The sequence below is a fragment of the Pseudomonas sp. C2.3V genome, from assembly GCF_058536325.1.
Window position 1 is genome coordinate 2,397,005 of the sequence record NZ_JBZUBN010000001.1, and the last position, 21,496, is coordinate 2,418,500.

The 21,496-nt window shown below is 52.1% G+C and carries 16 protein-coding genes; 9 read left to right on the plus strand and 7 right to left on the minus strand.

The features are described from left to right. Positions 1-70 precede the first annotated feature (70 nt). From AC4LF3_RS11330 to AC4LF3_RS11340, 3 genes are all read left to right on the plus strand, one after another. Positions 71-1,315 (plus strand): ribonucleotide-diphosphate reductase subunit beta, encoded by a 1,245-nt coding sequence (locus AC4LF3_RS11330; RefSeq protein WP_019367027.1) that lies wholly within the window; start codon positions 71-73, stop codon positions 1,313-1,315. A gap of 638 nt (positions 1,316-1,953) precedes the next feature. Further along, a complete protein-coding gene (locus AC4LF3_RS11335; protein WP_491835333.1) occupies positions 1,954-3,090 on the plus strand; it encodes a hypothetical protein in 1,137 nt (378 codons plus the stop codon). Between the two features lie 344 nt (positions 3,091-3,434). After that, a complete protein-coding gene (locus AC4LF3_RS11340) occupies positions 3,435-4,127 on the plus strand; it encodes a phospholipase D family protein (protein WP_491835334.1) in 693 nt (230 codons plus the stop codon). A 65-nt stretch (positions 4,128-4,192) separates the two neighbouring features. Here the strand turns inward: AC4LF3_RS11340 and AC4LF3_RS11345 are convergent, their stop codons facing one another. Further along, complete coding sequence (locus AC4LF3_RS11345; RefSeq protein ID WP_491835335.1) at positions 4,193-8,104, minus strand: DUF3427 domain-containing protein; 3,912 nt, start codon at positions 8,102-8,104, stop codon at positions 4,193-4,195. A gap of 251 nt (positions 8,105-8,355) precedes the next feature. Here AC4LF3_RS11345 and AC4LF3_RS11350 point away from each other — a divergent pair, with 251 nt between their 5' ends. Then, positions 8,356-9,606: a serine hydrolase domain-containing protein gene (locus AC4LF3_RS11350; protein ID WP_491835336.1), complete on the plus strand. Its 1,251-nt coding sequence runs from the start codon at positions 8,356-8,358 to the stop codon at positions 9,604-9,606. A gap of 76 nt (positions 9,607-9,682) precedes the next feature. On the opposite strand, the gene AC4LF3_RS11355 is transcribed toward AC4LF3_RS11350, so the two are convergent. After that, positions 9,683-10,093: a septal ring lytic transglycosylase RlpA family protein gene (locus tag AC4LF3_RS11355; protein ID WP_219653044.1), complete on the minus strand. Its 411-nt coding sequence runs from the start codon at positions 10,091-10,093 to the stop codon at positions 9,683-9,685. A gap of 316 nt (positions 10,094-10,409) precedes the next feature. Between AC4LF3_RS11355 and AC4LF3_RS11360 the strand changes: the two genes are divergently transcribed. After that, on the plus strand, positions 10,410-12,818 hold the full coding sequence (locus AC4LF3_RS11360; RefSeq protein WP_491835337.1) for a helicase-related protein: 2,409 nt from the start codon (positions 10,410-10,412) through the stop codon (positions 12,816-12,818). Between the two features lie 45 nt (positions 12,819-12,863). Here the strand turns inward: AC4LF3_RS11360 and AC4LF3_RS11365 are convergent, their stop codons facing one another. The 5 genes from AC4LF3_RS11365 to AC4LF3_RS11385 form a co-directional block, all read right to left on the minus strand. Continuing rightward, on the minus strand, positions 12,864-14,054 hold the full coding sequence (locus AC4LF3_RS11365; protein ID WP_312509845.1) for a sugar transporter: 1,191 nt from the start codon (positions 14,052-14,054) through the stop codon (positions 12,864-12,866). A 319-nt stretch (positions 14,055-14,373) separates the two neighbouring features. After that, positions 14,374-15,066, minus strand: coding sequence for a hypothetical protein (locus AC4LF3_RS11370; protein WP_491835338.1), 693 nt, complete (start codon positions 15,064-15,066; stop codon positions 14,374-14,376). Positions 15,067-15,222: 156 nt separating this feature from the next. Further along, positions 15,223-16,227 (minus strand): DUF2167 domain-containing protein, encoded by a 1,005-nt coding sequence (locus tag AC4LF3_RS11375; RefSeq protein WP_491835339.1) that lies wholly within the window; start codon positions 16,225-16,227, stop codon positions 15,223-15,225. 375 nt (positions 16,228-16,602) lie between these two features. Then, positions 16,603-16,788: a hypothetical protein gene (locus AC4LF3_RS11380; protein WP_019367020.1), complete on the minus strand. Its 186-nt coding sequence runs from the start codon at positions 16,786-16,788 to the stop codon at positions 16,603-16,605. 202 nt (positions 16,789-16,990) lie between these two features. Next, positions 16,991-17,875: a LysR family transcriptional regulator gene (locus AC4LF3_RS11385; protein ID WP_019367019.1), complete on the minus strand. Its 885-nt coding sequence runs from the start codon at positions 17,873-17,875 to the stop codon at positions 16,991-16,993. An 88-nt stretch (positions 17,876-17,963) separates the two neighbouring features. Between AC4LF3_RS11385 and AC4LF3_RS11390 the strand changes: the two genes are divergently transcribed. From AC4LF3_RS11390 to AC4LF3_RS11405, 4 genes are all read left to right on the plus strand, one after another. Continuing rightward, on the plus strand, positions 17,964-18,425 hold the full coding sequence (locus AC4LF3_RS11390) for a multidrug/biocide efflux PACE transporter (protein ID WP_019367018.1): 462 nt from the start codon (positions 17,964-17,966) through the stop codon (positions 18,423-18,425). Positions 18,426-18,633: 208 nt separating this feature from the next. Then, complete coding sequence (locus AC4LF3_RS11395) at positions 18,634-19,056, plus strand: GFA family protein (RefSeq protein ID WP_491835340.1); 423 nt, start codon at positions 18,634-18,636, stop codon at positions 19,054-19,056. Positions 19,057-19,176: 120 nt separating this feature from the next. Then, on the plus strand, positions 19,177-19,632 hold the full coding sequence (locus AC4LF3_RS11400) for a CBS domain-containing protein (RefSeq protein WP_010794683.1): 456 nt from the start codon (positions 19,177-19,179) through the stop codon (positions 19,630-19,632). A gap of 250 nt (positions 19,633-19,882) precedes the next feature. Next, the gene (locus AC4LF3_RS11405) at positions 19,883-21,490 is read left to right on the plus strand and encodes an MFS transporter (RefSeq protein ID WP_491836281.1); all 1,608 of its coding nucleotides are present in this window, start codon (positions 19,883-19,885) and stop codon (positions 21,488-21,490) included. Positions 21,491-21,496 lie beyond the last annotated feature (6 nt).

Genomic DNA, 21,496 nt, shown 5'->3' on the forward strand with positions numbered 1-21,496 from the left:
TGTGCACTCTAAAAGACATCTAGATTTTACCGACTGGCCGAGTGCCGGTCCTCACGCAGGAGAACACACCATGCTGAGCTGGGACGAATTCGACAAAGACGAAGAAGCAACCGCCACCCCTGCCACTGCACAGCAGGACGGCGACATGCCGCTGGAAAAACTGGATAGCGTAGGCGGTGCTGCTGCCAACGAAGCACGCGCCGTAGATGCCGCCGACTCTGACGCCGTAGCCCGCGCCAAGGCCGCACTGAACGATCTCGACATTCAAGAAGGCCTGGATGATCTGGAAGGCTCCGCTGCCCGTGTACAGGTAGGCGACAAGCAAATGATCAATGCCCGCGCCGACTTGAACCAGCTCGTACCCTTCAAGTACGACTGGGCCTGGCAGAAGTACCTGGACGGCTGCGCCAACCACTGGATGCCGCAGGAAGTCAACATGACTGGGGACATCGCTCTGTGGAAGAGCGCTGACGGTCTCTCCGAGGACGAGCGCCGTATCGTGAAGCGTAACCTGGGTTTCTTCTCCACTGCCGACTCCCTGGTTGCTAACAACCTGGTGCTGGCCGTGTACCGCCTCATCACCAACCCCGAGTGCCGCCAGTACATCCTGCGCCAGGCATTTGAAGAAGCGATCCACACTCATGCGTACCAGTACTGCATTGAATCCCTGGGCATGGACGAAGGCGAAATCTTCAACATGTACCACGAGATTCCGTCAGTCGCGAAAAAAGCGTCCTGGGGCCTCAAGTACACCCGCTCCATCTCCGATCCGGAATTCAAGACCGGCACACCCGAGACGGATCGTCAGTTCCTCAAGAACCTGATCGCGTACTACTGTGTACTGGAAGGTATCTTCTTCTACTGCGGTTTCACCCAGATCCTTTCCATGGGCCGTCGCAATAAGATGACCGGTACTGCCGAACAGTTCCAATACATCCTGCGTGACGAGTCCATGCACCTGAACTTTGGCATTGACATGATTAACCAGATCAAGATCGAGAACCCGCACCTGTGGGATGCCCAGATGAAGGACGAAGCCACCCAGATGATTCTCCAGGGCACGCAGCTCGAGATCGAATACGCGCGCGACACCATGCCCCGCGGCGTACTGGGCATGAACGCGGCCATGATGGAAGACTACCTGAAGTTCATCGCCAACCGCCGTTTGACCCAGATCGGTCTGAAGGAAGAATACCCCGGTACCACTAACCCCTTCCCGTGGATGAGCGAAATCATGGATCTGAAGAAAGAGAAGAACTTCTTCGAGACGCGCGTGATTGAGTATCAGACGGGTGGTGCGTTGAGCTGGGATTGATGTGAGGTGCGTCACGGAGTAAATTAACCCTACACCTGCCATGGATGTTGGGTAAACCCCGCCTAGTGCGGGGTTTTTTATGGAAGAAGAAAATGACCTAACTAGAAGAAGCAATATCTAGCATATACGGTGAGCAAGATGACTTTATTATAATAGGTCTCATTGGGCGCACTGGGAGCGGATGTACCACAGCTGCAAACTTACTAACAAAAAATTTTTCTGAATTAAAAAACTCACTCTATACAGGGACGACTCCTGAAAGCAATGAGCACAGAAAAGAAAAAATAATACATAAGAGAGCTCAATCAAGCTGGACTCCATTCATTCATATCCAGGCGAGCACTATTCTTACTCTTGAACTAGCAAAATCAGCCTTAAAAGATGAGGCTGAATTCTCTCAGTTTATAAACTCTCATATAGAGTGTTCCGATGAGAATATTTCTAAAATACTTACTGAGCTTGAAAAGACAAAGAGAGACTATTTAAGCACCAACGAACTTGTCAGAGATTTCTATGGAGAGACACTTCAAAAAATAAACTCAGAACTAAGAAATATTCTAGGAAAAGCTAATTTTGTAAAAATTTTCCAAAAAATAGGAAAAAATATCAGAAGCTCAGGAAGCCCTTTTACGGAAAAAGTGCTACCTGGAAAATTTACGACCGTTTCTGAAAAGATAGATGAAATAATAAAGTCAATAAGAAAAAACTCTAAATCCACAGATACAAAAAGAACATACATTGTTATTGATGCGATCCGAAACCCATTCGAGGCCGTTTACTTTCAAGATAGATATTCTGCATTCTATTTAATTGCAGTATCGTGTATTGACGAAAAACGAAAGAAGAGATTACGGCTTCAAGGGTACACCGACGATGAAATAAAAAAAATTGACTCAGCGGAGTATCCTGATGAAGCATTTAAGCTAAACACCCCTCTAGCTTACATTACTCAAGATATTCCGTCATGTTTGCAAATCGCAGATCTGCATATAAACAATCAGCCTGCCGAAAACAAAGTTTCTGAACATTTCGGCCTAGCGAATCAGCTTATTAAGTTTGTTACGCTCATGAGATATCCAGGGACAATAACCCCTACAGCCTTAGAAAGATGTATGCAAGTAGCACATACAGCAAAGTTAAACTCAGGCTGTATTTCTAGACAAGTAGGCGCAGTAGTTACGGATCAAAACTTCTCCGTAAAATGTATCGGGTGGAATGATGCTCCAAAAGGACAGGTTCCGTGCAATCTGAGAAGTAGAGTTGATTTAGAAGAAGGCTTTGACCAATCTGCATACTCAGAATTTGAAAAAGGGAGCTCTGATTTTATCAACCATATTGCCGTAAAAACTATAAAACTAAAAAACATAAGCGAAATTACTGGAAGAAACTTATCTTACTGCTTTAAAACTGAATACAACAAACTCAAAGATAGCAATAATCAAGTCTTCACACGCTCTCTACATGCAGAAGAAAATGCTTTTCTCCAATTAACGAAATATGGTGGTCAAGCTATAGAAGGAGGCAAGCTGTTTACTACAGCAAGTCCGTGTGAGCTATGCTCAAAAAAAGCTTACCAGCTTGGAATAAAAGAGATCTACTATATAGACCCTTACCCTGGCATAGCTATAAACCACATTCTTATGGGCGGCAGTCAAAATCCAGACTTAATTCTTTTCTCAGGAGCTATTGGCCGAGCTTTTCACAACCTATATACCCCTAAACTTTCATACAAGGACGAATTAGAAACTTTTGTAGCTGCCCAGACTCTTTATTAATAAATAAAGCGATTTTTTTATAGGGTGGCGTACAGCTAAGCGCACGCCCTTATAGATTCCATGAGTGAAAGGTGGCAGGTTTGCTTTCGCTATAGCAAGTCTTTACTACTTATTTCCACTACTCTTTTCGAACCTGACTGCTATTTTAAAGTCCCTTTTTTGAGGCTTAGCCTCTTGAAGATTGACAAGGCATCGACTGCACGTTCGCTGGCGGAATATAGAAACCCACGCGTAGGAATTGTTCCTCGACTGCTGCCTAGCAGACATATGGCGGACATGTGTTGCATAGCCGCGGCGAAACGTGTGAAATCCACGATTTATCAGCCATCACCAAGGAGGGCCTTGTGGCCAAGTTTCTGAACACCAGCGCAACCAACTACTACCTTGAAGAGATGATCAAGTCAGCCAAGGATCGACTAATCCTTATTAGCCCGTTTCTGCGACTAAACGAACGTATCAAGGAGTTATTGGAAGACAAAGATCGGCTGAAAATAGACGTACGAATTGTTTACGGAAAAAGCGAACTGCAGCCGGAAGAAGTCAATTGGCTTAAAGGTTTAAGCTACATCCGTACGAGCTTCTGCAAAAACCTGCACGCAAAGTGTTATCTAAATGAAGAAGCCTGCATCATTACCAGCCTCAACCTTTATGAGTTCAGCCAGGTCAATAACAATGAAATGGGCGTTTTGATTAATCGTGCAGATGACGCTGATCTCTATAAAGATGCTTATGAAGAGGCCCAGCGCATTATCCGTATTAGTGATGAGGTACGTATATCTCTAGAGGTAGTTGCCAAGGATAGCGAGGCTGTTAGCGAAGCCGATGAAAGTACAAGCAAACTGACTAGCTCGAAACTAGCACAAAGGCTGGGACTGAAAACACCTGAGCTTATGGAGAAATTATTAAGTGAGGGGTTTCTAGAGCTGCGTGATGGCAAAAACTACTTGACCGAAAAAGGAAAGGAAGCAGGCGGCGAATTCCGTATGAGCACTAAATTTGGTCCTTATTTTTTATGGCCAGTCGGCCTGCCTGTTTAAACTAGCTGTCCAGCAGCAACGGTGGAAAAGGCTTGGCTGGTTTCCACCGTACATGCCACGCTAACTTACCCTACTCTAAACACAACACTCATTGGCCCACTCCCCTCGTGCCGTAAATACCGTACCTTCCCGTAATAAATAAAAGGTGCCGCTTTTCCAGCCTCCAGCTTATGCTCCCGCACAAAAAGATGGATATCGATTCCCAGTCGCTCATGCTCAATTAGCTCCTTGCCTTTCTTGCTTTGAGGCGTGGTCGCGTTCTGGCTTTGCCAATGAAAAGTGTGCTGATCGACCCAATGATCCAGGTATTTATGCTCCTCGGCTTTGCCCTGCTTATTCAGCGTTACGAGCAATACGTGAGCCTTCTGTTCAGGTAGCACGACGTGGCCAACATTCCAGTTGCCTGGGTTGAACGTGACATTGAACAGCGCAGGAATATCCTCGCGCAAAAAACGCTGACCCATCGCCATTTCCAACGGATCTAGCACTGCTTTAAGCCGAGCGAATGTACGCAGTTGTTCGCGCAGTTCTTCCGTTACCGATATATCAGCATAATCCGAGTTGTTAGCGCGTAATGTATAGCTGCCGTCCTTTTCCTTGAGGATCACACGCAAGAGGTACTGGTTGTCACCGGTCCCGTCCTGGCGCTCGATAGCCAAAGTTGAGCCAGTGATGCTGCCTGCTGACTTCGAGTCCATGTGTTCCAGCAACAGATAATCCCCATCGAAGATGGGTCGCTTCCCACCATTCATAGAATTACCAGACGCGCGGGCGATGAAGTGCCGGGTCGGGTCCAGATGGCCGAAGCCTTCACCAATACGACGATACTCTTCGCTATCGACATGACCCGTTTTGAAATGGCCGCATGCAATTTTTAGATTAGGGAAGAATGGCAACTCAGTACCGACTGGCTCTTCTTTTCGCAGCGGGATGACAGGTGCCAGCGGTCCAGACTGGCGAGCCGTGTATTGTGCCAAGCGACAATCAAGTACCTCTTGTACCAGATCGGTAAAGGTTTCTCGATCATCAGCTACAACGCTAAAACGTGGCTGAAAGCGACTTTCATGTACTTTAAAGAAAGCATCAGCTTTACTTTTGTTACCACTGATCCAGGCATTGATGGGGTTGGCTTGCCAATAGCGCAACCATGCGTGATCGCTACCGTTAGCAAGCCTAGCCAATTCTGCAGGCAAGTCGCTCAAGAACGTGCGGCGGCGCTGCAGCACCGTCCAGGAACGTTCGGCAAGGTCTGCCTCGGTAGGCGGTAGCTGCCAGCCATCCAGCTCTTGGAAAGCTTCCAACAGGATCATCTTGAAGCTTTTAGTCATCGCCGTGGTTTCCAGCTCACGCAGGAAGACCTTATGCGTCTCGACCATTACAAGTTGCTTGCTGTCTAGGTCGCCTTGGGCTGCTACTAGTGCAAACCAATTGCCGTACTGCTTGCGCATCTGTTGCAGACTGGCACCCGCGCGATAGAACTCAGTAAGCGTTGGTCGGCGATTGAGGCTTTCGCGCAAGGCCAGGTAGTGACCTTGAATACCGTCACCATCCAGCGACTTGAGGAAGTCGATCAGCTGCAAGTCATAGTTTACAAAGCAGCCTTCGGGCAGTTCCAGCTGTTGCGACTGGGCCGCACGAGCATAATCGGCTAACTGCCGATGGGTCATACTCCGCCCCATAAGCGCCTGTGGTTTGTGTAAAAAGCTCTGGTGGTTGCCGATGAAGTCCAGCACCACCAAATGGTCTTTACCTTTGGCCCGACGCAATCCTCGACCTAGTTGCTGGAGAAAGAGAATCTTAGACTCGGTTGGCCTTAGCATCATGACAGTGTCGATAGCAGGCAAGTCGACGCCTTCGTTGAAGAAATCAACTGAAAAGATTGCCGCCAAGCGACCATCGCTTAGTTGCTCTAGGGCCTCCCCTCGAGCGAGCTCTGAACCAGCGTATACAGCAGCAGCTTGAATGCCCGCCTTGCGAAACTGCTCGGCCATAAACTCAGCATGGCGAATGGAGATGCAGAATGCCAATGTGCGCTTCTGTGCATACTGACGCCACGTGCGTAAAGCGTGACGGGCCCGTCCGAGCGTAGCGAGCCGGCTAGCCAGTTGCTCAGGATCGAAACGCCCATTGCGCCAGGGTATGGACTGATAGTCCACGTCTTCATCGAAGATACCGTAGTAGCGGAACGGCACGAGCAAGCGCGCCTGGATACCATGGAATAAATCCGTCTGGAAAACCAAGTTGTCATCGCATAACGAGAGTATGTCTGAACAATCGGTGCGATCTGGAGTGGCGGTGAGCCCGAGCAAAAAGGCCGGTAAGAAATGGTTAAGCAAATGCCGGTAAGTAGGCGCGGCGGCGTGGTGAAATTCATCCACTACGATGTAATCGAAATGGCGCGGCGAGAAGCGCTGCAGGTGCTCGTTACGTCCTAGCGTCTGGATCGATGCGCAAAGCACCTCGACTTCCACATCCCGCTGCCGGCCCATGTAGTAATCCACACGTAAACCGGGACGAATACGTACGAAGGTTTCGGCTGCTTGGTGCAGAATTTCCTCTCGGTGCGCCACAAACAACACACGTTTAGCGCCGAACTGCCTGGCGTCGAACGCAGCAAGCCAGGTTTTGCCTAAACCGGTCGCAAGAACGACTAATCCGCGCTGATAGCCTTCTGCACGGGTTTTATCGAGCGCGGCCAACGCCTCATTTTGTATTGATGTTGGGGTAGGAGGTGGCTTGATCTCCTCTTCCACGCCGATGGGCGCTAGAGTAGGCGGCTTCTTGCGCCGCGCCTCATAAGCATCAATCCAGGCGTGCGTTAGCGGCTTAGAACGTGGATCAGCGAATAACGTTTCGAAGCGGTCACGGGCTTCGAGAAATCCATTATCGCCAGGATAGTCGATGCGATAGTTCCACTCTAGGCCATCACGTAATGCCTTACGGCTGATGTTGCTAGAGCCAATAAAAGCCTGACCGTGCACGTTATTCGGGTCGTCCTGCGTCACGAATAGGTATGCCTTCAAATGGAAGCTGTGCGGTCCTTTGCATTCATAAACGCGTACTTCGGCACCAGCGTCCTGCAGCAGCATCAATCGACGCAGAGCCTCCACATCCGTTACATCGAAGTAATCACTGGTAAGGATACGTATACGCGCAGGCATAAACGCTGCCTCATGCTCACCTGCGGGTTGAAGCTTGACGTGCAGGTCATCAATCAGCAGATCCAGCCCGCCCGTCATGACGAATGCAACGGCCATATCGATCTTTCTTGCACTATTGATAGCGGCGAGCAAGTGCGGCAGAAAATGGTCTTGGCCGCCTGTGACTAGGCGCTGCCTAGGTGCCTCAGCGCGGCAAGCCAACAGGTTTATCCATTGCTCATCACGACCAGGGCGCTGATCGCGGGTATGCCAGATCTTGATGTCAGCAACATCGTCCACAGTAGCCAGCCACTCACGTAGTTGTTCCTCGTCAGCATCTGTAAAGCGTCGTCCACCCTGCTCCCGCTCGCCCCGTCCAAGTTTGAAACTGCAATAGAAAGTTCCACCCGGTTTCAGTCCACGCCAGAGATTAACTAGCGCTTGGGGCATCTTTATCTGTGGAACATGTAATAAGCTGGCGCAAGCCCAGATGCCGTCATAAACCTGGACTTCACTGAACTGAGAGAAGCGAAGCACCTGTACCGGTTGCCCTAAATAATTGCTGGCGAGGTCCGCTAACACCGGCGAGGCATCAAAAGCCGATACTTGGTAGCCCAGTTGCATGAAGGCTTTGGCATCTCGTCCAGAGCCACAGCCAGCATCGAGTATGTAACCACCAGCCGGGATTCGGGCGAGAAATTGCATGTGTAACTCATGCATATCGACTTCGGCGGTTTCAGCGAAAAACTGTGCAGCATGTTTCTGATAATAATCGTACGTACTGTTCAACGTTACGTCTCTGTGCAAGCGGCCCAATTCAGATATCGGCCCTAACAATAGCAGGTGAAGTTATAGATCCGAGTGCTATGTTCCTCCGGCATATCACCCTGCGTCGCATCTAAAACTTACTTAATCAATTATACAAGGATGGTCCTGTTTAACGGAGATGGATATCGCTCCGCTCAACCTATCCTACGGCTTTGGTCATCCTTTCTCAGGAACCGCCCCGCTTGTGGTCAGTTCTTAGCAAGCAGCTACAACCGCTATGCTTTACACGGGCCTAATCCATGCTGACTGCGAGACTAGTCATGACAATTACTCCAAAGACTGCCGCCCTCTCCCTTCTTGCCCTTTTTATGGCGGGCTGCTCTACGCCACAGGCCGATACCCAAACGTCCAAACACGAACTAATCGGGCGCGCTCAAGATCTTTATGATTTACCGCCGGCTTACCAGCCCGGAACGTATCGGCATATGGATCAGCTCTTCTTCACGCGTGAGGTACACCGCGGTCCGGCAGTTTATCCGCTGCCACGCCAGCACGAGATCAATGTGCACTACCAAACGGATGATGGCACGCTGGGTGTTGATGAGTTCATGCAACGCAATCACGTGGGTGGGTTGTTGATCATCAAGAACGACAGAATCGCTCTTGAGCGGTACGGCCTGGGAAATACAGAAGAGACGCGCTGGACGTCATTCAGCGTAGTGAAATCCATCTCCTCTTCCCTTGTTGGAGCGGCGGTACAACAGGGGCGAATCAAGAGTGTGAAGGAGCCTATTGCACGTTATCTGCCACAACTATCGGGTGGCGCCTATGACAACGTGACGATAGAGCAGGTATTGCAGATGAGTTCAGGGGCTGCCTGGAACGAAACCTATCGTGATCCCACGTCGGATCGGCGTCGAATGTTTGAGCTTCAGCTCGCTAATAAGCCCGGCGAATTGTTAAAGCAATTGTCAGGACTCAAGCGTGCCTCGGCGCCCGGTACAGCCTTCAAGTACAGCACCGGTGAGTCGCACCTTCAGAGTGAGTTGGTTCATGCCGTAACGGGCATGACTACGAGTGACTATCTCTCCGAGCGTATCTGGGCACGTATGGGTATGGAGCGCGACGCCTTTTGGCAGCTCGACGCGAGAGCAGGCCAGGAAATCGGCAGCAGCGGCTTCTCGGCTACCTTGAGGGATTATGGTCGTTTTGGGCAATTCATTCTCAATGATGGTGTGATCAACGGTGAGCGTATCCTGCCGGCGGGCTGGATTGATCAGGCGACTCGTGTAGACCCAGCATCCTATCTGGCTCCCGGAAAGCTATACGAGGGCGAGTATCCCTTGGGTTATGGTTATCAATGGTGGACATTCCCTGTAGGCACCCACGCCCTGCCCGGCCATGAGGGCGGAGCGTTCGAGGCACAAGGGATCTTTGGGCAGTTCTTGTATATCAACCGTAAGGAAGGTGTCGTTGCCGTGGTGTGGAGCGCTTGGCCTAAACCCGAAATGGATAAGCAGGAAATGGAGACCTATGCATTCTTGGGCGCTGCAATTAAAGCGCTGCGCTGACATTTGAATACAGTTTTGAGGGCGTTTGCTTAAGGCTTTCTTTGAGCAAATGCCCTAGGTCCTACACCTCTGAGTTTTAATCAATTCGCTCGATCTTGACTGGCCCTGTGCCGTCTTCTACAAGATCGACCCGCTTAGCCGCCGCGCGAGACAAGTCGATAATGCGGCCACGGATAAAGGGGCCCCGGTCGGTAATCCGCACCACCACCTGTTTGTTGTTTTCCAGGTTGGTGACACGCACCTTGGAACCTAGAGGAAGCGTTTTATGGGCAGCAACCAGCGTATTGTTATTGAATGTCTCACCGCTAGCCGTCTCTCTGCCATGAAACTTCTGGGAGTAGTATGAAGCTTTACCCTTCTGCTCGAATGGCTTGGGCGCTTGCTTCGCCTCCTTGATTGGAACGGCCTCCGCTTTTTTATCCTGGCAGGCCACGCAACCCACCAGCAGAGAGAAGAACAGCAGCAAACGTTTTGAATCGATAAGCATGCTTGAACCCTTCTTTATTATTGGTCTGCCTGTAAATGCTGCGCCTGGTTATCCAATCGCGGCGTGCATCTATTCAGGCAACCCTTAGTTTTTGGAAAGCAAAAGCACTGGCTGGATCAGGTCTTACTGCATACAAAGGTTTGAGCGCAGCGATAGCTGAACCGTTCTTGAAGATGGCACCCTAACATCACATTTGTGATGGGTTGCTCAGTTGCTTGCTCTCTTTCTCAGCCCTCCATCAGTCGCATGAAACGACCAAAGACCGCACAATCTTGTCCTAACGTCATAACTCACTGATTTTCGGGAAGTCCCTGCAATGCCTAAAGGTGACTATAGACAGCGTAAAGCGCTCCGCCTTGAACGTCTCAAGCGGTTTATTGAGTGGGCAACCGGGCGGTATCCCGATTTCATCCCCAAGAAGCATCATCAGGAAGAGTGGTACAAGCCCTATATTGGGTATGCCATTCCCAACCTGGGTCGTGCCGCTAAGGGTTTCTGGTTAGGGCTAGATGCCGGCACCATCGAGGCGACTATGGATGAGCCTGATCCAGAGCGGTTGCTAGGGCGTATCTTGTTACGCGACAGCAGCGACTATAGGTGCCTTATTGATATTTTTGGCGCTGAAAAGATCGTCTCGTTGGGTTCAGTACAGCTCTTGATCGAGCCAGAGTGGACGTTACGCCTGGAAGACAGTGATTCTCATGAGGCATTCGAGGATCAGGCTCGGCAAGCTATGGAGCATTATGTGCAGGAGCGGCTACGCATCCTGGAGCGCCCGTTCAGGGAGATGAGCGAAGACGATCGACCGGAAGTGCTTGAGCGGCTACGGCCGGAGCTTTCACGTATTGATGACTTTCTGGAACATGCGGTCGAGATCATCAATGAGGTTCGCCATGAGCTGCGCTTTGTAGTTGAGTTGCGCCACGGCGATCTGGCATTGGATATACAGCGCCGGATACCGGCAAACCAAAGCCATATTCTCAGCAAGGAAGAAGTCCAGACCCTGAAGGATGAAGACCGGCAGGAAGTTCTGGCCAAGTTCAATATGGTCCTTGAAGAAGCTGGCGACTTTGACCTGCTGCAACTGGGTCAGCATCGATTGACAGAGCTGTTCATGCAAGACACCGGTCGGCTGCGCAAGACGATTCGTAGTACGTTGCGTAACTACAAGGAGAAAATGGCCTTCGCTACGCTCCTGCAGAACGATCCGCGCTTTTTGCATTATCACAAGCTGTATCCGGCTCGCCAATTAACGCGTAAGTGGATTGCCCTACTCGGCCCTACCAACAGTGGCAAAACGCACCAGTCCATAGAAGCGATGACTTCGGTTACCCACGGTATCTACCTTTCACCGCTGCGCCTGATGGCCCTGGAAAATCAGGAGCGCATCGAGTCCATGGGCATTCCTTGCTCGCTTGTAACCGGTGAAGAAGAAATTATCCGGGAAGGTGCGACGCATTTTTGCTGCACGGTTGAAGAGTTTGCACGCTTTCGCCAGAAGCGCTGGGATGTGGTCGTGGTGGATGAAGTGCAGATGATGGCCGACTCACAGCGAGGCTGGGCCTGGGTAGACGCGCTCGTCAGCGCCTATACGCCTGAGTTGATCATGACTGGACCGCCGCTGATCGAGCCGTCACTGAAAACGCTATGCGACTTGTGCGAAGACCGCCTGATCATCAAGCGCACCAAGCGGCTCTCCCCTGTCGAGGTTTCGAGACACTCCACCAGCCTGAAGAACCTGGAGCCCGGATCGATGCTGGTGGCTTTCAGCCGTCGTACGGTGCTGGATCTCAAAGCAATGCTGGAAATGACGGGCAAAACGGTTTCGGTGGTTTACGGTGCCTTGTCTCCAGAGGTAAGGCGCGAACAGGCACGCCGGTTTCGCGAAGGTGAAGCAGACATCATGGTAGCAACCGATGCGGTGGGCATGGGCCTTAACCTACCGGCCCATACCCTGTGCTTTTACACGGATGAAAAGTTTGACGGCATTCAGGTGCGGCAGCTCAACGTGCAAGAGGTCAAGCAGATTGGCGGGCGCGCCGGACGCTTTGGCCATCATGACGAAGGCGTCATCACTGCCTTGGAGCCCCACGTACTCAAGTCCATCAAACGGTTGTTCAACAGTCCCGACAAGCCAGTAGACTTGTCTCAGTTTCAGGTGCGGCCTTCTATCGATCACCTGAAAGCCATTTCCGAGCTGATGAATGAACCCAGCCTGCTCAGAGCGTGGCTGACGTTCAACCGAAACATCAATTATGGCGATGCGTTTGTATCTGTATTGCCCGATGAGCTGGCTGACTGGATCAAGGCAATCGATGATCCACGCATTCCCCTCTGGCTACGCTGGATTTTCGCCTGCACTCCTATTCGGGGAGGCCTGGAAAGCCCTGCCAGCACCTTTGCACAACACTGGTTGAAAAAGGTTGCCCAAGAAAAGGTCATTGAGCTGCCACGCCTGATTCTCGAATCAGATCTTGCAACGCTGGAAAGCTCGCTGCATATCGTGGAGACCTACCTGCACCTTGCACGTACATTGCCGGAATATTTCCCGGACATCGAGCGTGGTGAAGAGCACCGCACCTTGCTGAACGAAGCCATTACACGTGAGCTTTCCAGGCGCAAACGCCCTCGTCGTTCAAGCCTGGGACGAGGGAATCAGAGCGGACGTGAAAAGCAGGGAGAAGCAGAAGGAAGACGCGCGTCTCGCTCGGCGCGTGGCCGTTAGCAGTGATGTGCCGAGAGCCAGCAGGCACCTCGGCACATCACTTGTTTATAGCGGATTGGCGTTGAGCTGCTTGGAAAACTTGAGTGTCATGATGTAGCAGAACGCCAAACCGGCAAATGCCAGCAGACCGCCTACAACACCGATTTGGGTGAGCCCGAGTTGTGTCCCTACGACGCTTCCCATCAAGGCCCCTCCGCCGATCCCAATATTGTAGATACCTGAGAACAGAGCCATCGCCACATCGGTGGCATCCTTGGCCAACGCCAGCACTTTGGCCTGCAAGGCAAGACCAAAACACATGATGGCAACGCCCCAGACAACACTCAATCCGCCCAGGAGATAGGCATGCTGGGCGAACGGCAGCAGTACCAGCAGAGAAATAGTGATACCCGCGATAGCCGAGATCAGAAAGCCATTGGGATACATGATGCTGTACCGGCTGAACAGGACGGAGCCTATGACACCAGCGCCACCAAACAGGAGCAGCAGAACCGTTGTCATGTTTCCACTCAGATGGGCGATCTCCTGAGCGAAGGGCTCAATGTAGCTATAACCTGTGAAATGGGCCGTTACCACGAGCACTGTCAGGATATAGATACAGACTAGGGCAGGCCGCTTGAAGAGCACGGGCAAGCTGCTCAGGGAACCGGAATTATGGCTTGGCAGCAACGGTAATGCCCTGGCCAGCCAGATCACTATACCGGTAGCAAAGACCGCAATCGCCACGAAAGTTGCCCGCCATCCCAGGGTTTCTCCCAACACCCGCCCTAGCGGAATACCCAGGACCATGGCAAGACACGTACCGGTTGCCAAAAGGCTCAAAGCCTGCGTCTGCTTGCCCTCAGGAGCAATGCGTACAGCCAGCGACGCCGTGATGGACCAGAAGACCGCATGTGCAATGGCGATGCCGATACGGCTCACAATCAATACAGTGAAGCTCCAGGCGAAGCCCGACAGGATATGACTGGCAACGAATACTGCAAAAACCAGAATCAGCAGCCGCCGCCGCTCGATATTACGCGTGAACAGCATCATGGGGAGCGAAATGAGCGCCACGACCCAGGCATAGATGGTCAGCATGATGCCCACCTGAGCTGGTGACATCTCGAAGGTTTTGCCGATGTCACTAAGCAGCGCCACCGGTACGAATTCAGTGGTATTGAAGATAAAGGCTGCCAGCGCCAGCGCAATTACGCCAAGCCAGGCACCGCCGCGTGAATCAACAGAGGTATTCATCAGCACTATCTAATCTTCTGGTTTACAGGATGAGTCTTGGTCCGGCAGTTTAGGAACTGCCTGCCTGAAGCTTAGCCATCCAATGCCACTAGACCCGAAACGACAACACACCAACCCGCAGCATCACTGGCCGCGTATGGCGTATATGTTATTCAGAAAGAACTGCAGAGCTTAGATGGGAAACTAAGTAACACAAATGATACGCTTAGTAACATCGACCCACAATATCATCAGGCGTTCCAAAAGACCTGATTCATCGGCTCAATGTAGTTCTCACGATAGCTTATTAGCGGACACGCTCTAATGCGGGGCTGTCTTGCTACAAGAAGCAGTGGCCTTCACACAGGGTTTCGATAGAGTCCGCCATATACTGCGTTTCGCCAGTGAACTGGCCTAGCTTTATTTGTGGTCTCTTCGAATCCATAAAGTCGACCGTAACGGTATAGTTGGATGTCTTATACCGATTTAAATCGGTCCTTATGCCTGGACAGTTGGAATAAAAGCCTGCTTCGTAACGGGTCTTTTTATCGCAACGCTCATCATCTTCATGCCTGTGATAGCCCTTGCTTCCGCTTGAATGGGATTTGCCGGATTTACACTCCAGTAGAGTGACCTCATGGGAGCAGATGCCTGAAGTGGTACAGCCTACCTGGTCTTCCTGTTCGAAAAGATGGGTGTTGTGGCGCGTCCAACTCACCTTCAAATTGTAAGGTAACGTGCTCTCTTCTTCAGACACGGTGAATGACTGACCGAGATAGGCATCACGGTACACCTTCGCGCTGAGCGAAAAGTCCCAGCCGTCAATCGTTATGGAGGTGTACCACCAGGGCGTTGGCCCGAACAGGATGGTAGCAGGGCCTGTTCTTAGCCGATTTTTATGCGCATTATCAAAGTCTGTCGGAAAAACCTCTTCATAGACCTGCGTCTTACCTTTTGCTTCAAAGGTATGGGTGCAACCTATCAAGCAGAACAAAGTGACCATTAAACAGGGCGCAACGTTTCTTGTTTTCATTGACTCACCGGACTGCATGCGCGGCGATACTCAGCCAGCAGGATGTTCTGCTGGCTGGTAGGTCATTCAATAGATTCAGGGAAATTGCGTTGACTGCTTGATGGCCAGCCACGCTACAGCCAGACCAGGAATCCGATCCGGCGGATAGGTTAAGCGTTACTTCTTGTCGTCTGTCTCGGAGCTGTTCATGTCCATGACAGTCCTGGCTGGGGTCTCAGGTTCATTCATGACCGGAGTCGGCGCTACGGGCTCGCTCTTTTTCTTACCCCGAAACCGGTTGAATATCCAACCAATCAGAAGCATGGGTAGCATCCACAGCTTCTTGAACAGTAATAGCGCTCCAGCCAGAATTCCCAACTTGGCCGCCGCCTTGCCTGCAATCAGTGCGCCTATGCCATAAGCTGCCACTTTGTCGATGTCAGGATTGAAATCGGCGTAACGGTTACCTTCATTGAAGTTGGTCATTGCCAGGACGGCAGGTGCGCTTTTCTGGATTTGAGGCAGCTGATCCATACCAGCGATGAAACTCAGCACCAGTACGCCTTTACGGCCCAGTACGCGGATATCGTAGTTGAGGCCATGCTCGGTATCATTGCCCAGCTTGAGCTCTTGAGCCCAATAGAGCTTTTTGCCTTCCTTGTCGTAACGCGGCGCAGCAGCCCAGCCTACCAGCTCAAGCGGCTCATATCCTTGTTCTTGACGCGCTTTGTTGCCATCGCGAACATCCTGCTGCATGTCCTTCAGCAGGTCGGCATAGTCGATGTCAGCCGCATCCTCATCAGATACGTAGCCGCTTTTTTCGTAATAGACCGTCATGCCCCATGACTCGCGCTCGAACGGCGAAATGCCGGCAAGCATCACCATCCCCATGGGCGGGTTCTGGCTGGGAGGATTGCCCCAAGCTTCCAGTACACGCTCGGCATCCTTACTGTTCAGAAAGACGAACTCTTTAGGCAGATCAAGCGTTGCAAGATTGCCATTCAGGACGATCTTGCCCGTCTTGAAGTTCAGCGACTTGAGGAACCTATCCACCGCCAGCTCTTGAGCGTTTGACGTAGCAGGCGCGGCGCTGACGGGTTCAGGCTGTGGATTGGCAGAATAAGCGGCAGGAATAACGGCCACAGCCAAAAGGCTGGCCAGGATCAGTTCCTTGATCGGCATAAAAGCTCCATGAAGATATGTTGTGCTATCCAGACGCAATCATATCATCAGCCCTACAAAGACGCTGCGGCGCAACGAAATTTTTTGATACATGTGGTCAAACACAACCTTGCCGATAGCTACAGGTTAACACAACCGCTTCAAGGCTCAGACGATTGGAAGAGCAGAGGTTGGGCCAGCACGATTAAAAGCCGGACTGGACGATGCGTCATGAGTTGATGAACTGGAGCCATACCGCGCAGCCAGATTGGTCCTGAAATGTACCTAGCTGAGAGGTGGCCGTCCCGCCTGGGGACAGGCACACCCTCGTGGTGTTGTGCTAGCGATACTCATGTTCAGCGCGAACAAAGCGACTGACAAAACGGTACAGTGCGATTAAGCGGCGTAAGCCTCTGACTTGGCCAGGATTCGACTGATTTCATAACGATTCTCAGTAGTCAGATGATCGGTCAAACGATGCAACTGCCTGACAATCAGTTGCTGACTGTCATGATCACGTGCTGCCCGTAGCTCTTTCATCAGCGAGCGGATGATTTGTGCAGTGAGTTCAAGATCGCTCATGGGCTTTCCCTCATGAAGGCTATAAATGGGATAGTTCGTAAGCCGGCTTACTTACTCTGTCCATTACATCCCTCAAACAGTTCTCGTTTAGCCGATGAGCGAACCCTCTGCCGATAACTGGCAGGTTACGATCCGCTGTATTCTTTTGATTGATTTACTGGATGCCCCTCCTCTTTGCGGCTGTCTGAGTAGTACGCATCCTTCAAGATCTATTCGTTTGTGTAAGACGCTCAAGCAGCCAGGCTGCAGCAGGACCAAGCGGCTGTTTACGTGACCACACCACATCCACCGATACCTGCTTGGGCCAGCCATTCATGACCAACTCATGCACCCGCCCCTGTGCATGGGACTCGACCAACCCCTTGGGTAATGCGGCCCACCCAAAGCCCAACGCCGCCATTTCCAGCAACAACAGGTAGTCTGGAGTCGACCAGCATCGCGTACTGTGTGCAGGCAAGGTCGCGTCATCCAAATCGCTGCTGACAACACTGCTCAGACGCAGCATGCGGTAGTGAGCAAGGTCTTGAGGTTCAACTACCGCTTTCTGCGTAAGGGCATGACCTTGGCTGACAAAAAGACCAAAGGAGGAATAGTAAGGCAGCCGGGAATGCGCAATGTCCGGCCCGTATTCCGGTTGAGCGGCCAATAGCCCCAGGTTGGCGCGGCCTTGACTGACCAGATCCAGCACATCGGCCTGTTCGGCAAAAAAGCACTCGAACTCCAGATCAGGATAGCGCTGGTCCAATTCGTGAAGACGCGCTTCATATTGGCTCTGCTGGTAGGTATCCGACAGTACCAGTGTCAGCTTGGCTTCCTGCCCGCGGCCCAAGGTAGCCGCGTGACGCTTCAATCGGTCTATCGCCGATAGCGTCTCCAGCGCATACCCCAACAAGCTGCGCCCAGGCTCGGTCAATGTCAGCTGGCGAGCGCCACGAACAAAGAGCTCAACGTCCAGTTCTATTTCAATGCGGGCAATGGTTTCACTGATGGTCGACTGGCTTTTACCAAGCGCCCTCGCTGCCGCGCTGAACGAGCCACTGGATGCGGCATGAACAAACGACTCGAGTGCTTCTATTGAAAGATTCATATCGGTCTAAGCGATACCAGCTAATTTTCGGTTATTGGTTAAACCGATGATAATAGATCATTAAATTTATCCCTAAGCGAGCTTTTCAATGTCTTCTACCTCATCACCTGATCGCAGTTTTTGGGAGCGGGCAGGTCATGCGCTGGCCTTCGAGCTGATTGCCCTGGGCCTCTGTGCGCCTGTGATTGCCTGGGCTATGGGCAAACCCATGGCACAGATCGGCGTGTTGACGCTTATGTTTTCGACCATAGCCATGTTGTGGAACATGATTTTCAACTTATTGTTTGACCGTGCGCAGAACCGCTTGGGATTCAAACGCAGCTTTGCCGTCCGCCTGATTCACGGCTGTCTTTTTGAGGCTGGCCTAGTGGTCTTGCTGGTTCCGTTGGCAGCGTGGTGGCTTTCAATCAGCCTGCTCCAGGCGCTAGTGCTCGATATCGGACTGATCCTGTTTTTCCTGCCTTATTCGGTATGCTTCAACTGGATTTACGATACGCTTCGGGCCCGTTATGTACGTCGCCAGGGCATTGGCGCAGCGTACGAAAAGTGATGAACCGAGTAATAGAAAGGCACCACGCCTTACGGTGAATGAGTCGGGCTGCCTTTCATACTTGGCAGAGCTTAAAGAGAGCCTGCTGACGACTCTACGTTGAAAAGCCCCCCAATAGAGACAAAACGTCGCCCTACCCTCTTTTTTCCTTTTAATCGCCGATTTTCGACTACGCTTCTCATTCCACTCAGCGAAAGGCGGGATGGCTATGGCTGCTCGGGTCGAGAGACAAGGACGCTGCTTGTGCAGCGCGGTGCACGTAACTGTCAGTCTGGAAAAAACATCTGTCAGCGCTTGTCATTGCTCCATATGTCGGCGATGGGGTGGCGGCCCACTGATGGTTGTCGAAAGCACGCTCCCTCCCCAATTGACAGGAGAGGAGAATGTTCACGTCTACGAGTCATCAGAGTGGGCTGAGCGAGGCTTTTGTCGCCGATGTGGTACTCACCTGTTTTACCGGTTAAAACACGGCGACTTTCATGCCGTCCCGGTTGGGTTGTTTGATGACCCGGATGACTGGACATTTGCGCTGCAGGTTTTCATAGAAGAAAAACCAGCTTTCTACTGCTTTGCCAACAATACCCGCACCCTGACTGGAGAAGAACTGATTGCGCAGTTCGGCTCCGAGTAAGGCATAGGCCATGCTCGTGCTTGAAAATTTTAATCGTACCCATGGATTACGTTGTTTGGTGACGGCCGGACAGGTCGGGTTATTTTCGTCCTATTGATTTGCCAGCAAGGGAGGAATGATATGAAGACGGTAGCGGATATCCTTAGAGCCAAGCAAAGCCAGGGTGTGTTTACGATCACCCCAAACGTTACGGTGCTTGATGCGCTTAAAGTCATGGCCGAGAAAAATGTGGGTGCCCTGCCCGTTACCGAAGACGGTAAGCTGGTCGGTATCATCAGCGAGCGCGACTATGCGCGCAAAGGCGTATTACAGGGCCGCTCCTCCATAGGAACCGCTGTTCGGGAAATCATGACCCGTGCTGTGATCACGGTGACGCCTCGGGAGAGCATTCGTGAGTGCATGTCGCTCATGACGGATCGCCATCTGCGCCACTTACCGGTGATCGACAATGATCAGCTGATCGGTCTGCTTTCCATTGGCGATATCGTGAAGGAAACGATTGCTGAGCAGGACGGGCTGATTCTGCAACTGGAGCAATACATCCGTGGTGAATATCCTACATCACTGGCCGGATGATCAGAGGGAGCAGCTAGGCCATGCGTTTGAGCATGGCCTGCGTTGACTAAAAGTCTGGTTGGGCTTTTTCGTAATCACGACTTCCTTGCCCGTCAGGCTGAACTGTTGCGGCGCCTTATGGACGAATCCATTGCCATCATTGATTAAACAGTGACTGGCACTTCTCAAGGATTCAATAAGGCGCCTATCTGCTGTGCCCGATAAATATCTGGAACCCCTGCCCAATTGGGAGCCGCACGAGCGGCCCTCGATGCCGGGCTCTCCGGCTACGCCACTGCATGCCCCACCGGTACGCCTTGCCTACGCGCTGGTGTCTGTGCTGCTGGGCCTGACAGGCGGCCTCGGTAATGCGCTGATCAGCGTGAACCTTCCCTACATCCAAGGTGATCTGGGTCTGACACCCACCCAGGGTGCCTGGCTGCCTGCAGCCTTTCTGATGGTAAACGTGTCAGCCAACCTGATTCTCGTGAAGTTTCGCCAGCAATACGGGCTTCGCCGCTTTGCCGAGATCGGGCTGACGCTGTATGCCGTATTCACGATTGCCCATGTGTTTGCCAACAACTTTCCCATGGCGGTGCTGGTCCGGGCCGCCAGTGGCTTTGCTGGCGCGACGATCACAACCCTGGGTACGCTGTATATGCTCCAGGCGTTTCGGAAGGCTCAGGTAGGCAAAGGTTTGGTCATTGGCGTTGGCATCTCCCAGTTGGCAACGCCTCTGGCTTGGCTGCTCTCGCCCGCGCTCAGGGATCTGGGCGAGTGGCATCGCCTGTATATCTTCGAGGCCGGCATGGCGCTGTGCTCACTCGCGGCCATCACCTTGCTCAAGCTACCCCCAGGCATACGCATCAAGGCGTTCGAGCGACTGGACTTTCTGACATTTGCCCTGCTTGGCCCTGCCCTTGCCATGATTGCCGCCGTCCTGGCACAGGGGCGCATTCAATGGTGGCTGACGCAGCCCTGGATGGGGTTTTCATTGGCAGCCGCCCTCGTATTGATCATCATTGCGGTCGCCATTGAGCACCATCGACGCAATCCCCTGCTCCAGACTCGCTGGCTTGGCACCTCCGAGATGCTGCGCTTTGCCTTCGGGGCGATCATGCTGCGCTTTATCCTGTCCGAACAGAATTATGGCGCAGTGGGTCTGCTGCAAACCCTAGGGCTTACAGCCGATCAGTTACAACCGCTTTTTGCAGTGATTCTTGCCGGCATCGTGGCGGGGATTGCCGTCAGTGCTCTGGTGTTCAGCCCGAAAACGATGATCCCTCAGATTCTGGTTTCGATTGTATTGATCGGTATCGCCAGCTTCATGGATACCGACTCGACAAACCAGACACGCCCGCAGGACCTGTTTGTCAGCCAGGGTATTCTGGCTTTTGCCAGTGGCATGTTCCTGGGTCCGCTGATGATGATCGGCTTCTTGCGTGCCCTGCAGAACGGTCCGACCTATATCGTCAGCTTTACCGTGTTGTTTTCCTTTACGCAAAGCCTGGGTGGATTGGCCGGCCCGGCTCTGTTTGGAACATTCGAGACGGTGCGAGAGAAATACCATTCCAGTCACCTGATCGAGAACGTCAACCGTACCGACCCACTGGTGGTGCAGCGCCTGCAGCTTCAAAGTCAGGTTTATGCCCCGGTGCAGACCGACCCTACCCTGCAACAGGCGCTAGGCACCTCCCAACTCAGCCAGGCCGCCACACGAGAGGCACATGTGCTGGCCTTCAACGATGTCTTTCGGCTGATCGGCTTCGTATCGATCACCTTCCTGAGCTGGTCACTGTTTCATACCCTGCGCCTGTCCTATCGGCGAAGAAAGGCGGAACGGGCACAAGCCAACTCCTCTAATAACGCTGCTACGTGAGACGCC

Coding starts and splice junctions, on each gene's coding strand:
- AC4LF3_RS11330 (WP_019367027.1), top strand. CDS start 71: ATGCTGAGCTGGGACGAATTCGACAAAGACGAAGAAGCAACCGCCACC.
- AC4LF3_RS11350 (WP_491835336.1), top strand. CDS start 8,356: ATGACAATTACTCCAAAGACTGCCGCCCTCTCCCTTCTTGCCCTTTTT.
- AC4LF3_RS11355 (WP_219653044.1), bottom strand. CDS start 10,093: ATGCTTATCGATTCAAAACGTTTGCTGCTGTTCTTCTCTCTGCTGGTG.
- AC4LF3_RS11360 (WP_491835337.1), top strand. CDS start 10,410: ATGCCTAAAGGTGACTATAGACAGCGTAAAGCGCTCCGCCTTGAACGT.
- AC4LF3_RS11365 (WP_312509845.1), bottom strand. CDS start 14,054: ATGAATACCTCTGTTGATTCACGCGGCGGTGCCTGGCTTGGCGTAATT.
- AC4LF3_RS11370 (WP_491835338.1), bottom strand. CDS start 15,066: ATGAAAACAAGAAACGTTGCGCCCTGTTTAATGGTCACTTTGTTCTGC.
- AC4LF3_RS11375 (WP_491835339.1), bottom strand. CDS start 16,227: ATGCCGATCAAGGAACTGATCCTGGCCAGCCTTTTGGCTGTGGCCGTT.
- AC4LF3_RS11380 (WP_019367020.1), bottom strand. CDS start 16,788: ATGAGCGATCTTGAACTCACTGCACAAATCATCCGCTCGCTGATGAAA.
- AC4LF3_RS11385 (WP_019367019.1), bottom strand. CDS start 17,875: ATGAATCTTTCAATAGAAGCACTCGAGTCGTTTGTTCATGCCGCATCC.
- AC4LF3_RS11390 (WP_019367018.1), top strand. CDS start 17,964: ATGTCTTCTACCTCATCACCTGATCGCAGTTTTTGGGAGCGGGCAGGT.
- AC4LF3_RS11395 (WP_491835340.1), top strand. CDS start 18,634: ATGGCTGCTCGGGTCGAGAGACAAGGACGCTGCTTGTGCAGCGCGGTG.
- AC4LF3_RS11400 (WP_010794683.1), top strand. CDS start 19,177: ATGAAGACGGTAGCGGATATCCTTAGAGCCAAGCAAAGCCAGGGTGTG.
- AC4LF3_RS11405 (WP_491836281.1), top strand. CDS start 19,883: ATGCCGGGCTCTCCGGCTACGCCACTGCATGCCCCACCGGTACGCCTT.